This window comes from Gordonia sp. SGD-V-85, from assembly GCF_001456905.1.
Taxonomy (GTDB): domain Bacteria; phylum Actinomycetota; class Actinomycetes; order Mycobacteriales; family Mycobacteriaceae; genus Gordonia; species Gordonia hongkongensis.
In genome coordinates, this window is record NZ_LNQO01000033.1 from 1 (window position 1) to 14,225 (window position 14,225).

The 14,225-nt window shown below is 68.5% G+C and carries 11 protein-coding genes and 1 rRNA gene; all 12 read right to left on the reverse strand.

Translation table 11 applies throughout. The features are described 5' to 3' along the window. A 16S ribosomal RNA gene (locus AS181_RS23370) occupies positions 1 to 331 on the reverse strand; the annotation flags it as partial. Positions 332 to 781: 450 nt separating this feature from the next. Beyond that, positions 782 to 2,116, reverse strand: a complete 1,335-nt coding sequence (gene tyrS / locus AS181_RS23375; protein WP_058253838.1) for a tyrosine--tRNA ligase — start codon at positions 2,114 to 2,116, stop codon at positions 782 to 784. A 59-nt stretch (positions 2,117 to 2,175) separates the two neighbouring features. Next, positions 2,176 to 2,397, reverse strand: coding sequence for a Trm112 family protein (locus AS181_RS23380; protein WP_058253839.1), 222 nt, complete (start codon positions 2,395 to 2,397; stop codon positions 2,176 to 2,178). Positions 2,398 to 2,402: 5 nt separating this feature from the next. After that, positions 2,403 to 5,399, reverse strand: a complete 2,997-nt coding sequence (locus AS181_RS23385) for an AMP-binding protein (protein ID WP_058253840.1) — start codon at positions 5,397 to 5,399, stop codon at positions 2,403 to 2,405. Between the two features lie 95 nt (positions 5,400 to 5,494). Then, on the reverse strand, positions 5,495 to 6,967 hold the full coding sequence (gene argH, locus AS181_RS23390; RefSeq protein WP_058253841.1) for an argininosuccinate lyase: 1,473 nt from the start codon (positions 6,965 to 6,967) through the stop codon (positions 5,495 to 5,497). Further along, on the reverse strand, positions 6,964 to 8,163 hold the full coding sequence (locus AS181_RS23395) for an argininosuccinate synthase (RefSeq protein WP_058253842.1): 1,200 nt from the start codon (positions 8,161 to 8,163) through the stop codon (positions 6,964 to 6,966). The genes argH and AS181_RS23395 overlap by 4 nt, the downstream gene beginning before the upstream one ends. 159 nt (positions 8,164 to 8,322) lie before the next feature. After that, positions 8,323 to 8,829 carry an arginine repressor gene (locus AS181_RS23400; RefSeq protein WP_010844368.1) on the reverse strand — a complete coding sequence of 169 codons (507 nt, stop codon included), beginning with the start codon at positions 8,827 to 8,829 and terminating at the stop codon, positions 8,323 to 8,325. Positions 8,830 to 8,842: 13 nt separating this feature from the next. Then, positions 8,843 to 9,766, reverse strand: coding sequence for an ornithine carbamoyltransferase (gene argF / locus AS181_RS23405; protein ID WP_058253843.1), 924 nt, complete (start codon positions 9,764 to 9,766; stop codon positions 8,843 to 8,845). Continuing rightward, entirely contained in the window at positions 9,763 to 10,956 is a 1,194-nt protein-coding gene (locus AS181_RS23410; protein WP_058253844.1) for an acetylornithine transaminase, read from the reverse strand. Before AS181_RS23410 ends, argF begins: the two co-directional genes overlap by 4 nt. Further along, complete coding sequence (argB, locus tag AS181_RS23415; protein WP_058253845.1) at positions 10,953 to 11,870, reverse strand: acetylglutamate kinase; 918 nt, start codon at positions 11,868 to 11,870, stop codon at positions 10,953 to 10,955. The genes AS181_RS23410 and argB overlap by 4 nt, the downstream gene beginning before the upstream one ends. Beyond that, complete coding sequence (argJ, locus tag AS181_RS23420) at positions 11,867 to 13,129, reverse strand: bifunctional glutamate N-acetyltransferase/amino-acid acetyltransferase ArgJ (RefSeq protein ID WP_058253846.1); 1,263 nt, start codon at positions 13,127 to 13,129, stop codon at positions 11,867 to 11,869. Before argJ ends, argB begins: the two co-directional genes overlap by 4 nt. Next, the gene (argC, locus tag AS181_RS23425; RefSeq protein WP_058253847.1) at positions 13,126 to 14,175 is read right to left on the reverse strand and encodes an N-acetyl-gamma-glutamyl-phosphate reductase; all 1,050 of its coding nucleotides are present in this window, start codon (positions 14,173 to 14,175) and stop codon (positions 13,126 to 13,128) included. The genes argJ and argC overlap by 4 nt, the downstream gene beginning before the upstream one ends. Positions 14,176 to 14,225 lie beyond the last annotated feature (50 nt).

Below are 14,225 nucleotides of genomic sequence, written 5' to 3' on the forward strand. Positions count from 1 at the left end.
GGGCCGTGTCTCAGTCCCAGTGTGGCCGATCACCCTCTCAGGTCGGCTACCCGTCGTCGCCTTGGTAGGCCATTACCCCACCAACAAGCTGATAGGCCGCGGGCCCATCCCACACCGCAAAAGCTTTCCACCAACCACCATGCGACAGTTGGTCATATCCGGTATTAGACCCAGTTTCCCAGGCTTATCCCAGAGTGCAGGGCAGATCACCCACGTGTTACTCACCCGTTCGCCACTCGAGTACCCAGCAAGCTGGGCCTTTCCGTTCGACTTGCATGTGTTAAGCACGCCGCCAGCGTTCGTCCTGAGCCAGGATCAAACTCTCCATGAAAAAATGTAGAAACCAAACCAGCCCCAAAAGGGCCGACGTTTCAACACAAAATCTTCAACCAGGAAAGCAAAACCTGACCAAAATAATCCTCAAAAAAACTGGCATCAAAAAATAAACTCATCAGCGTCACGCGACATCAAAGCCGCGGACACATCATCCAAGCAAACCATCTGACACCACAATATGGCATCAAACAATCCACCAACACACTATCGAGTTCTCAAAGAACACACACCCACCAGACGCCTTCGATGTGAAGCCGGCTCCGATGAGCTTTCCCAGAGCGCGAGAAATACTCACGCTCTTGTTCTCGGGAGTGGCCCGCACAGGCGGCCCGAGCGAGTGGCTCGGGCGCTGTTACTTCCCCGGGGCTTGCGGCTCCGGGGGAGTTGCTCTCTGCGGTGCGTCGATTAAGTTACACAGGCGCGAACAACGCGTCAAATCGCCAGGTCAGAGGCCCAGTTTGGCGCCGGCGAAACTCTTCTTGCCGCGACGCACCACCAACCACCGCCCGTGGAGCAGATCGGCGTCGGCCGGCTGCCACTCCGGGTCGGTGATCTTGGTGTTGTTCACGTAGGCGCCGCCCTCGGACACTGCACGGCGAGCAGCTTTGTTGGACTCCGACAGCTTCGTGTCGACCAGCAACTCGATGATCGTCGGACGGGTCTCGCTGTACTCGGCGATCGAGGTCTCCCCGACCGCGGCCGCGAGGGTCGCCTCGTCGAGTTCATCGAGCTCGGCCCGACCGAACAGTGCCTGGCTGGCCAGTTGGACCGCATCGGTGTTGGCCTGACCGTGGATGAGGGTCGTCATCTCGGCGGCGAGTGTGCGCTGTGCGCGCCGCAGGTGCGGGGTCTCGGCGGTGGCACGTTCGAGTTCGTCGATCTCCTCGCGCCCCAGGAAGGTGAACCAGCGCAGGTAACGGATGACATCGGCGTCCGCCGTGTTCACGAAGTACTGGTACCAGGAGTAGGGGCTCGTCAGTTCCGGGTCGAGCCACAGACTGCCCCCACCCGTGGACTTGCCGAACTTCTTGCCGTCCGACGAGGTCACGAGCGGAACCGTCATCCCGTGCAGCGCCGAGCCGTCGAGTCGACGGGCCAGATCCACGCCGCCGACGATGTTGCCCCACTGGTCGGAACCACCGATCTGCAGCACACATCCGTACCGGCGGTTCAGTTCCACGAAGTCGTTCGACTGCAGGAGCAGGTAGCTGAACTCCGCGTAGCTCATGCCGTCGGCTTCGAGGCGTCGCTTCACCGTGTCGCGCGCGAGCATCACGTTCACCGAGAAGTGCTTACCCAGGTCGCGGAGGAACTCGATCGCCGACAGCTTGCCGGTCCAGTCCAGGTTGTTCACCACCACGGCGCCCGTAGGGGTGTCGTCGATGTCGACGAACCGCCGAAGCTGCGCATCGATACGCGCGGCCCACTCGGCCACGGTGTCGGCCGAGTTCATCGTCCGCTCCCCCACCTCGCGGGGATCACCGATCAGACCGGTGGCACCACCTGCGAGGACGATCGGACGATGACCCGCCAACTGGAAACGCTTGAGGGTCAGCAACGGGACGAGGTGGCCGGCGTGCAGACTCGCCGCCGTCGGGTCGAAGCCCGCGTACAACGTGACCGGTCCGTTCGCGAGCGCCTCCCCCAGTGCACCGAGATCGGTGGACTGGGCGATCAGCCCGCGCCATTGCAGTTCGTCGAGGATGTCGACGGTGGCGGGGACGGCAGTCGGCCGGGAGGACGCGGCCGGTCGGGGGGGTTCGACGTTGTCAGCACTCACCCCTCGATCTTGTCATCCGACGAGATCGAGGTGCGGTCGAGGTGACTCCCGTTGGCGGGCTACTCCGGCTGAGAACCGACGATGCGCTCGTGCTCGGCGTCGTCGACCGTGCGCGCCTCGTCGACGAGCATCACCGGGATGCCGTCGGAGTCGATGCGGTAGGCGACATGCAGCCGCGGGTTGTAGAGCTCGTCGCCGGCGTCGACCAGCGGACCGTGGTCCTGCGGGCAGGCCAGGCGTTCGCGCACGATCGGGTCGATGGCCTCAGCGCGTGTCGTCACCCGGATCAGCCTAGGGCATTGCGCGTCGAGGTCCCGCTCCAGTCCAGCTTCTCCGCCACGGTCCTCGTGTACCTGCGATAGCGCCCTTCGTCGTCGCGATACCAGACGCGCGCACCCGGTTTCGGAAGTCCCTCCTCGACCAGACCGGTGCTGAGCGGGCGGAACGACGCCGACTGCGGGATCTCGTCGACGACGTGGACGAGATGAGGGCGCTCCTCGGCCCGGTACTCCCCCAGCGCGATCCGCAGTTGTGTGACCGTGAGCGAGTCCGGCGTGACCCCGGGCCGGAGGGTCATCGCCGCGACGACGACTTGGTGGCCGGGTTCGCCGACCCCGTAGACGACGACCTGGTCGACGCTCTTCAGTCGGGACAGGGCGTGGGCGATCGGGGGGATGAACACCGGGCCGTCCGCGGTCCGGAGCACGCGGTCGGTCGCTCCGAGGAAGTACAGGTCGCCGTCGGCGTCGCGCACGAACAAGTGACCCGACACCTCCCACCGATCACGCGTCGTGAAGACGTCGCGGAGCACCGTCCCGTTGGTGTCGAACTTGTGCTTGGCCTTGGCGAGGAGCAGACCGGGCTCCCCCGTCTCCGCCCGGCGGACGAAGCCCGAGTCGTCGATGAGCAACCGGTCGCCGACGATGTCGTAGGCCGCGACCTCGACCGGGTTCGTCTCCGGCAGCGGCCGGCCGACGGAGGACAACTTGTCCCCGGAGACGTTCGCGAGGATCGCCGAGCCGTCGGCGGTCGCGAAGAACTCGAGGATGCGCGCGCGGGGGAAACTCGAGCACACGTCCTCCCAGAGTCCCGCCGACATACCCGAGCCCATGAACAACCGGATCGGGTTGTGCTGGTTGATGTGGAAGTCGGGGTCGCGAACGATGCCGCTGAGCATCGACCAGGTGTAGGACACGACGGTGATGCCGTAGCGCTGCACCTCGACGGCGAAGTTCTTGGGATCGATGCCGTTCGACAGCGCGATCCTCGACCGCCCGACCACCGTCGCCCCCAGGGTCGTGAGCAGCCCCGACGCGTGGTGCAGCGGCGGCAGGCAGTACACGGTGTCGCGGTCGGTGAGCGCCGCCGCGGCCGCGGCGCCGAAGGCCGACATCGCGAACCGGTGGTTGGTCACCGGCCACGGGACGAGCTTGCCGTAAGCCCGGCTGAACAGGATGAACGCGAGGTCGCCCGCGAGACCGGGGTCGGGCCGGTACCAGGTCGGCATCACGACTTCGTCGGGATCGATGCGTTCCATGTCGACGATCGACGTGCCGTCCGCACCGTCGATCGCCCGGGAGTCGCCACTGCCGCCGCCGAGTACCAGGACGCGGTCGGAGGCGGCACTGGCGAGATCGAGATTGGTGGGGTCGGTGACGATGACCGAGCTGTCGGCGAGCCGCATCATCTCGCGGACGTCGGCGTCCGCGGCGAGCAGCACCGCCACCGCGCCCAGGCGCGAGAGCGCCGCGATGACGACCAGGGCGCTCGGCCGGGTGTCCATCAGGACACCGATGTGCTGGCCGGGGCGGATGCAGCAGTCGACCAGCCCGGCGACCACGTTGTCGATACGCGTGTTCACCTGGGCGTGGGTGAGCACACGGTTCTCGAAGAGGAACAGTTCCTTGTCGCCGCCGCGCTTGGTGTTCTCGGCCATCAGCTTCGACAGGGAAATGCGCGTCCCGCTCTGGATCTGTCCCAGCCGGAACAATCGGGGGACGGTCCGCACCGACTCCGAGGCGACGGCTCGCGAGGTGCGCTGCAGGGAGTTGGCCAGGCCGAGCAATTCGCGCGAGGCGGCGGTGCCGGCGTCGGCCACCGACCCCACCCCGTGCGTGAGTCGCGACGACAGGCTGACCCCGCCGCCGTGACCCGGCTCGACGAGCGACATCTCGGAGACGAGTTCGGGCCGCGGACCGTTGTCGGAGAGCCAGTTCACCCAGTCGGAGGTCGTCGGCCAGGTGTGTTCACCGGCCGCGCTACCGACCACGAGTCCGAAATGTCCGGCCGGCAGGGTGGATTCGTACACCTCCGCGTCGGGCGCGGCGCGGACGATGCCCCGTACCGCCGCCGGTTGCCCGATGTCGTCGGCATCGCCCACGAACGCGAGCACCGGGCAGGTGATCTCGGCGAGGGACACCAGATCGCCGTTGATCACGAAGCCGCCGGAGACCATGCGGTTGTGCGCCACGAACTGCCGGAGCAGCTCCGCGATCGCCGGGCCGGACCATGCGACCCAGCCGTCGGCCTCCAGGAAGCGGCGCTGGTCCTCCCGTGGCAGCAGCGCCTCACGATCGTGCAGACGGCGCAGGAAGTCGATGCGGCTGCGCACCGTCTTCACCGGATCCAGGAGCTGGAAGCCGGTGCGCGCCATCCAATCCCGCACCCAGAGATTGCGTGAGAACGCCTTGTCGGCCAGGAACTCGGCCGCCGGGGCCACCAGTCCCGCGGGCAGCCCCAGGGGCAGTGCGGCGAGGACGTCGACGGGGCTGCCGAACGTGATCAGACTCGCGATCCCCTTGGACCGGCGGTAGGCCGCGGTCTGGTAGGCGAACATCCCGCCCTGCGAATACCCGGCGAGGTGGATGTCACGGCCGGTCGCCTCGACGATCAGGTCGATCGCGTGGCTGATCGCGACCACGTGGTCGGCGAGATTGCGTTCCATCCCGCCTTCTTCGGAGTCGGGTGAACCGAAGTCGACGACCCACGGCGTGATGCCGTTGCGGTGCAGAATCGACACCGCACCGTTGTGCTCGGTGACGTCATAGACGTTGGCCGACACCATCATCGGCGGCACCAGGACGATGTTCGGACCGGTCGACGGATCGTTCGGGAAATACCGACGCAGCCGGAACATCTTGTGTGTCTCGACGACCGCGAAGGGCGCCGGTTCGGTGCCGGTCTCCAGTCCACCGAACCGCAGCACCTCGAGGCCGTTCTGCGCAGTGGCCAACACCCTGCCGACCACCCCCACGAGATCGGGGCCCCCGTCCCACACCGCCATCGTGTCGATCCTCCCGTCGTCGGTGTACCGGCCTCACCAGCGCGTTGATTGACGCGGCGTCGGTGACACAGGTCACTGTACCCAGTCGTCCGGGATCAGTGGCGCCCGCCGTGCCCAGCGGTCCAGCGTGTCCGGAGATCGGCGGTCTGGGCCGTGACGACGTCGATCTGCCGCCGGACCTGTCCGGGTGCGGTACCGCCGTGCGCGTTGCGCGACTCGACCGAACCGCGGACGGTCAGGACGTCACGCACCGCCGGCGTCAGCGCCGGATGGACACCGGCCAGCGTCGCGTCGTCGAGTTCGTCCAGGCCGACGCCCCGGGACTCGGCCTCGCGGACACACGCACCCGCGGCCTCGTGCGCCACCCGGAACGGCACGCCCTGTCGGACCATCCATTCGGCGATGTCGGTGGCCAGGGTGAAACCCGCCGGCGCGAGTTCCGCCATGCGATCGGTGTGAAACTCCAGCGTGGCGACCAGGCCGGTCACCGCGGGCAGCAGCAGCTCCAGTTGGGCCACCGCGTCGAAGACCGGTTCCTTGTCCTCCTGCAGGTCCCGGTTGTACGCCAGCGGCTGCGCCTTCAGTGTGGCGAGCAATCCGGTGAGGTCGCCGATGAGACGACCGGCCTTGCCGCGCATGAGTTCGGCGACGTCCGGGTTCTTCTTCTGCGGCATGATCGAGCTGCCGGTGGACCACGCGTCGGCCAGCGTCACGTAGCCGAATTCCGGTGTGCTCCAGATGATCACCTCTTCGGACAACCGGGAGAGGTCGACTGCGATCATCGCGAAGACGAACGCGGCCTCCGCAGCGAAGTCGCGCGATGAGGTGGCATCGATCGAGTTCTCCGCGGGTGCGTCGAAGCCCAGGTCGGCGGCGATCGCCGCCGGATCGAGGCCCAGGGAGGAGCCGGCCAGGGCGCCGGAACCGTAGGGCGACACCGCGGTTCGACGATCCGCGTCGGCGAGCCGGTCGATGTCGCGCAGGAGTGGTTGCGCGTGCGCCAGCAGATGGTGCCCCAGCAGGACCGGCTGTGCGGCCTGCAGGTGCGTCTTGCCCGGCATGATCGCGTCGGGATGGGCCGCCGCCTGTGCGGTGAGCGCGTCGACGACGTCGAGCAGGCCCAACGCGACCCGCCGCATGGCGGCGCGCAGCCACATCCGGAACAGGGTCGCGACCTGGTCGTTGCGTGAGCGCCCCGCGCGTAACCGGCCCCCGAGTTCGGGACCGACGCGCTCGATCAGGCCACGCTCGAGGGCGCCGTGGACGTCCTCGTCGGACTCGGCCGGCCCGAAGCTGCCGTCGGCGACATCGGCGGCCAGGCGATCGAGCCCGTCGAGCATTCCGGTGAGGTCTTCGGCGGTGAGCAGCCCGGCCTTGTTCAGGACCCGTGCATGCGCTTTGGACGCTTCGATGTCGAACGGGGCCAGGGCCCAGTCGAAGTGGGTCGACTTGCTCAGCGCGGCCATCGCCTCCGCCGGACCACCGGCGAAGCGACCGCCCCAGAGCGAACCCTGGTTGGTCGTCCCGCCGGTCTCCGGGCCGCTGCCGCCGCCGGTGCCCGCACTCACAGATTCAGGTCCCGCTTCGCGGCGATCTTCGACGACAGGCCGTGCAGCTCGACGAAGCCGCGGGCCGCGGACTGATCGAAGGTGTCGCCCTCGTCGTAGGTCGCGAGGTTGAAGTCGTAGAGCGACTCCGAGCTGCGGCGGCCGGTCGCGGCGATCGTGCCGCCGTGCAGGGTCAGCCGGATCTCGCCGGTCACGTGCTCCTGCGTGGAGGCGACGAACGCGTCCAGCGACCGCTTCAGCGGCGAGAACCAGAGACCGTCGTACACCAGCTCGGCCCACTTCTGGTCGGTGCCGCGCTTGTAGCGGCCGAGCTCGCGCTCGATGGTCACGTGCTCGAGTTCTTCGTGTGCGCGGATGAGAACCATGGCGCCGGGCGCCTCGTAGACCTCGCGGCTCTTGATGCCCACCAGGCGGTCCTCCACCACGTCGAGGCGTCCGACGCCCTGGGCGCCGGCGCGACGGTTGAGTTCCTGGATCGCCTCGAGGACGCTCACCGGGCGGCCGTCGATGCTGACCGGGCGGCCCTTGTCGAAGCCGATGATGACCTCGTCGGGCGAGTTCCAGTTGACGGTGGGGTCTTCGGTGTAGTCGTAGACGTCCTTCGTCGGCGCGTTCCACAGGTCCTCGAGGAAGCCGGTCTCGACCGCGCGTCCCCACACGTTCTGGTCGATCGAGAACGGCGACTTCTTGGTCACGTTGATCGGGATGTCGTTCTCCCCGGCGAAGGCGATCGCCTTCTCGCGGGTCCAGGCGTAGTCGCGGACCGGCGCGAGCACCTGCAGATCGGGCGCCAGGGTGGCAAAACCGACTTCGAAGCGGACCTGGTCGTTGCCCTTGCCGGTGCATCCGTGGGCGACGACGGTGCCGCCGTGATCACGGGCGGCGGTGACCAGGTGCTTGGCGATCAGCGGGCGCGACAGCGCCGAGACGAGCGGATAACGATCCATGTAGAGCGCATTCGAGGTGATCGCGCCGAGGCAGTACTCGTCGGCGAACTCGTCGCGGGCATCGACCACGACGGCCTCGACCGCGCCGCAGTCGAGTGCGCGCTGGCGGATGACCTCCATGTCCTCGCCGCCCTGACCGAGGTCGAGTGCCACGGCGACGACCTCTTTGCCGGTCTCCTTCTGGATCCAGCTGATCGCGACCGAGGTGTCCAGGCCGCCCGAGTATGCGAGTACGACACGTTCTGCCATGAGGTGAAGCTCCTGTTCTGCGCGATGACCGAGTCCATCATCGGCCCCGGTGTTCCGACGACACCGCCCGGGTATCCGGTTGGCGGTGTCTCGGCTGTTCGTTTGGTGTGGTCTGCCGGTTCCGCGGAGGCGGAACCGAGAATGTCGATGCGGCGAGGGTTACACGAGGCCCTCGATCCGGCGGGCGAGTTCCGCTCCGTCGAGCGGCTCGCGCGCGACGACGAAGATCGTGTCGTCCCCGGCGATCGTCCCCACGACGTCGGGCAGGCGCGCCCGGTCGAGCGCAGCCGCCAAGTAGTGCGCGGCGCCCGGGGGCGTTCGCAACACCGCGAGGTTGCCACTGCTGTCGGTCGAGACCAGGAGGTCCGACACGAGCCGGCCGAGCCGGTCGGTGCCGCCGGACACACCGCGGACGGGCGAACCGTCTTCGGGCACCACATAGACCCCGGCGCCGCCGTCCGCTGCCCGCAGCTTCACGGCCCCGAGTTCGTCGAGGTCGCGCGACAGGGTGGCCTGGGTGGCGTCGACGCCCTCCTCGGCGAGCAACCGCTGCAGCTCCGACTGGCTGCGTACCTGATGCGTGGACAAGATCTCGATGATGCGCGCATGACGACCCGCCCGGGTGGCGGCGAGGCGGCTTTCCGAGGGTTCGGCTCCGGCGGTCATCGTGGGTGTCCGCTCACTGGTGGTCCAACAGCCAGATCAGCAGGGCCTTCTGCGCGTGCAGGCGGTTCTCCGCCTCGTCGAACACGACGCTGCGGGGTCCGTCGATCACCGAGGCGGTGATCTCGTCGCCACGATGGGCCGGCAGGCAGTGCAGCACGATCGCATCATCGGCGGCATGCATGAGCAGGTCATCGTTGATCTGGTACGGCCGGAACGGCGCCGTGCGGTCCTTTCCGTCGTCCTCTTGCCCCATCGACACCCAGGTGTCGGTCACCAGGACGTCGGCCCCCGTCGCGGCGGCGACGGGGTCGGTCTCGAGCGTCACCGAGCCGCCGGTCTGCGCGGCACGCTTCTCGGCGTCGGCGATCACCGCCGGGTCCGGCTGGAAGCCGTCCGGCGAGCTGAGGACGACGTGCATGCCGGCCGTGACGCCGCCGAGCGCCAGCGAATGCGCCATGTTGTTCGCGCCGTCACCCAGGTACGTCATCGTCAGGCCCGCCGGCTGGCCCTTGTGCTCGGCGATCGTCTGCAGGTCGGCGAGCACCTGGCAGGGGTGGAACTCGTCGGACAGCGCGTTGACGACCGGGACGGTGGCGGTCGAGGACAGCGCCTCGAGCCGGTCCTGCCCGAACGTCCGCCACACGATGGCGTCGACGAAGCGGGACAGGACCAGGCCGGTGTCCTCCAGGGTCTCCTCGCGGCCGAGCTGGGTCGTCCGGCCGTCGACGACGACCGCATGACCGCCGAGCTGGGCGATGCCGACCTCGAACGAGAACCGGGTGCGGGTGGAGTTCTTGTCGAAGATCACCCCGACCCCGCGGGGGCCCTCCAGCGGCCGGAAGTCGAACGGCTTCGCCTTGACCTCGGCCGCGAGTGCGAGCACCTCGGCCTGCTCGGCCGGGGTCAGGTCGTCGTCGCGCAGGAAATGTCTGGTCATGGCTTGTCCCCCTCGTTCGATGTGGCGGCGGTGTCGAGCAGTGTCGGTAGCGCGCGCACGAAATCCTGTCCCTGCTGCTCGGTGAGGATCAGCGGCGGGGCCAGGCGCAGGACGTCGGGCGCGGGTGCGTTGATCAGGAACCCCGCGTCCCGGGCGGCGGCCTCGACGCGCTGCGAGAGCGGCTGCGTCAGCACGACACCGAGCAACAGGCCGGATCCACGCACATGCGAGACCAGCGGATGCTGCAGGTCCTCGATGCCGGTTGCGATCGACTTCCCCACCGCGGCAACGGAATCGAGGAGACCGTCGGCTTCGATGACCCCCAGGACGGCCAGCGCGGCAGCCGCACTGACCGGATTGCCACCGAAAGTGGTGCCGTGCTGGCCCGGCCCGAACAGGTCGGCCGCCGGACCGGTGGCGATACACGCGCCGATGGGCAGGCCACCGCCTAATCCCTTCGCAAGCGTCATCACATCGGGGACCACGCCCACCTGCTGATGGGCGAAGAACGTACCGGTGCGCGCGACGCCGGTCTGCACCTCGTCGAGGATCAGCAGCGCGCCGCGCTCCTCGGTGATCCGGCGAGCGGCCGCCAGGTAGTCGGCCGGGGGCACGACGACGCCTGCCTCGCCGAGGATCGGTTCGAGGATCACCGCGGCGGTCTGGTCGGTGACCATGGCGTCGAGCGCGTCGACGTCACCGTAGGGAACGAACCGGACGCCCGGCGGCATCGGTTCGAACGGAGTGCGTTTGGCGGGCTGACCGGTCATCGCGAGCGCACCCATGGTGCGTCCGTGGAAGGCCTGCTCCGCCGCGACGATCTCGGGCCGTCCGGTCCGTCGGGCCAGTTTGAACGCGGCCTCGTTCGCCTCGGTGCCGGAGTTGCAGAAGAACACGCGACCCGGATGGCCGAACCGGCCGAGCAATGCCTCGGCGAGTTCGACGACGGGCGGGGCGATGTACAGGTTCGACACGTGCCCGAGCGTCTGGAGCTGGTGGGTGACCGCGTCGACGATCGCCGGGTGGGCGTGGCCGAGGGCGTTCACCGCGATCCCGCCGAGCAGGTCGAGGTAGCGCTTGCCATCGGCGTCGGTGACATACGCTCCCGAGCCCTCCACGAGGGCGATCGGGGGTGTGCCGTAGTTGTTCATCAGCGACTGTGCCCAGCGCTGCTGCAGTGGCGCGGTCATGCGTCCTCCTCAGGCACGACGACGGTGGTGCCGGTCGAGCTCTCGGTCAACAGTTCGGCCAGTACGGAATGGGCGACACGCCCGTCGATCACGTGTGCGCGGTCGATGCCGCCGGTGACGGCGCGCAGGCAGGCCTCCATCTTGGGGACCATGCCGGAATCCAGCGACGGCAACAGCGCGGTGAGTGCGTCGGTGTCGATCTGGGAGACCAGGGATCCGCGGTCGGGCCAGTCCGTGTACAGGCCTTCGACATCGGTCAGCATCACCAGCCGGGACGCCCCCAACGCCTCGGCGAGAGCACCGGCCGCGGTGTCGGCGTTGATGTTGTGCACCACCCCGTCGCGGTCCGGCGCGATCGTCGAGACGACCGGGATGCGGCCGGCGGCAACCAGATCCAGCACCGCCGAGGTGTTGACCGACGCGATGTCGCCGACGAGGCCGATGTCGGTGGGAACACCCTCGACGAGCACCGTGCGCCGCGTCGCGGTGAACAGGTGGGCATCCTCGCCGGTGATGCCGACGGCATACGGTCCGTGCGAGTTGATCAGGCCCACGAGCTCCCTCCCGACCTGACCGAAGAGAACCATGCGGGCGACGTCCATGACCTCGGGGGTCGTCACCCGGAATCCGCCCTTGAACTCACCCGAGAGTCCCAGTCGCTTCAGCATCGCCGAGATCTGCGGGCCACCACCGTGCACCACCACGGGATGCATGCCGCAGGCGCGCAGGAAGACCATGTCCGCCGCGAACGCCTTCTTCAACTCGTCGTCGATCATGGCGTTGCCGCCGTATTTGACGACGACGGTCGCGCCGGCGAGTCGCTGGAGCGCGGGCAGGGCCTCGGCGAGGACCTTCGCCTTGGCCAGGCCGGCCGCGGGGTCGATCGGGTGGACGCCCGATGTCGTCTCGCTCATGACGAATACGCCGAGTTCTCTTCGACGTACGCATGGGAGAGGTCGGTGGTTCGGACACTGGCCGCCGACTCTCCCAGCTTCAGGTCGACGACGACGGCGATGTCGGGGCCGGACAGGTCCACATCTCGCGCGCCCTCGACCCCGAAACCGTTCTCGCACACCGGGTTGCCGTTGAACGACACCGCGATCCGGTCGGGATCGACGGTCACCGGCGACGCGCCGACCGCGGCGAGTACCCGCCCCCAGTTCGGATCCGACCCGAACAGGGCGGTCTTCACCAGCGAATCTCGCGCGACGGCACGGGCGACGGTCAGCGCGTCGTCCTCGGTGTGCGCGCCGGTGACCGTGATCACGACCCGCTTCGTGACCCCCTCGGCGTCGGCCATCATCTGGGCGGCGAGATCGTCGCAGACAGCGAACACCGCGTCATCGAGATCGGTCTGCTCGACCGGGATCTGGCTGGCGCCCGAGCTCAGCAGCAGAACCGTGTCGTTCGTCGAGCACGAGCCGTCGATGTCGAGCCGGTCGAAGGTGCGTGCCGTCGCCCTGCGCAAGGCGGTGTCGAGCTGCTCGGCGGTGGCCACCGCGTCTGTCGTGAGCACGACCAGCATCGTCGCCAGCGACGGTGCCAGCATTCCGGCGCCCTTGCCCATACCGCCTACGTTCCACCCCTGCGGGTGGTGCAGCGCAGCCTGTTTGGGCACGGTGTCGGTGGTCATGATCGCGTGCGCCGCGTCGGTGCCGCCGGACAGGCCGCCGCCCATGTCCTGGACGATCTCGGTGACCCCGGCGAGGACCTTGTCCATCGGCAGCCGGTCGCCGATCAGTCCGGTGGAGCACACCGCGACCTCCACGGCGCCCGTGCTGGTCCCCCAGTTGCTGAGCGCGTCGGCCACCGCCTCCGCGGTCTTGTGGGTGTCCTGGAAGCCGCCCGGTCCGGTACAGGCGTTCGCGCCGCCGGAGTTGAGGATCACGGTGCGCAGCCGGCCGGTGGTGAGGACCTGCTGTGACCACATCACCGGTGCCGCCTTCACCTGGTTGCGGGTGAAGACGCCGGCGGCGGAATGGTCGGGGCCCTCGTTGAAGACGAGTGCGAGGTCGAGCGCGCCGGATGCCTTGATGCCCGCCGCGATTCCGGCGGCCCGGAACCCCAGGGGCGCGGTGACGCCCTGGTTCCGCACGAGCCGCGGGTGATCTCCGGGGGCGCCGCCCTCGATCCGGTCCTGCTCTGTTTCCGCGCTGCCCTGCGATCCGGTCACGGTGCCACTCCCACGGTGCTCAGTCCCTCGTTCTCGGTCCAGCCCAGCGCCAGGTTCATCGATTGGACCGCGGCGCCACCGGTCCCCTTGGTCAGGTTGTCGACTGCGCCGACGACCACGAGGGTCTGTGCGCGTTCGTCGACGGTCACGCCGAGCTGGACGGCGTTGGAGCCGATCACCGAACCGGTGGCAGGCAGCCGCCCCTCCGGCAGCACGTGCACGAATTCCTCGTCCGCATAGGCCTTCTCGTAGACCGCGCGGGCCTCCTCCGCGGTGGCCCCGGTGCGCGCGGTGCACGTCGCGAGGATGCCGCGGGCCATCGGGGCGAGGATGGGCGTGAACGAGACGGTCACCGGCTGTTCCGCGGCGGCCGAGAGCGCCTGGGAGATCTCCGGCGTGTGCCGGTGGACCCCGCCGACGCCGTAGGCCCGCGCGGACCCGATGACCTCGGACGCCAGCAGGTCGACCTTGGGCGACCGACCGGCACCCGATGCCCCGCTCACCGCGACGACGGTCACGTGTGGATCGGCGATGCCCGCGGCGATGGCCGGGAGCAACGACAGGATCGACACCGTCGGATAGCAACCGGGCACCGCGATCCGGCTCGCGTCCCGGAGCGTTTCCCGGTTGCCGGGCAACTCGGGCAGACCATACGGCCAGGTCCCGGCGTGGTCTCCGCCGTAGTACGACGTCCATTCACCGGCGTCGCGCAACCGGAAGTCGGCCCCGCAGTCGATGATCAGCGTCGTCGGCGGCAGGGCATCGGCGATCACCGCGGATGCGCCATGCGGCAGGCCCAGGAAGACGACGTCGTGTCCGGCGAGGATCTCCGGTGTCGTGTCCTCCAGGACCCGGTCGGCCAGCGGGAGCAGATGGGGATGGTGCGCACCCAGGAGCGTCCCGGCATTGCCACCCGCGGTGAGCGCGCCGATCTCGAGTTCGCCGGATCGCAGACGGGGGTGCCCGCACAGCAACCGGAGTATCTCGCCACCCGCGTAGCCGCTCGCGCCGGCCACCGCCACCCTCACCTTGCTTGTCGAAGCCATGTGATCATTATGCAGCAGGCTGCAAATCAATTCACGGCGGGGTGACACGC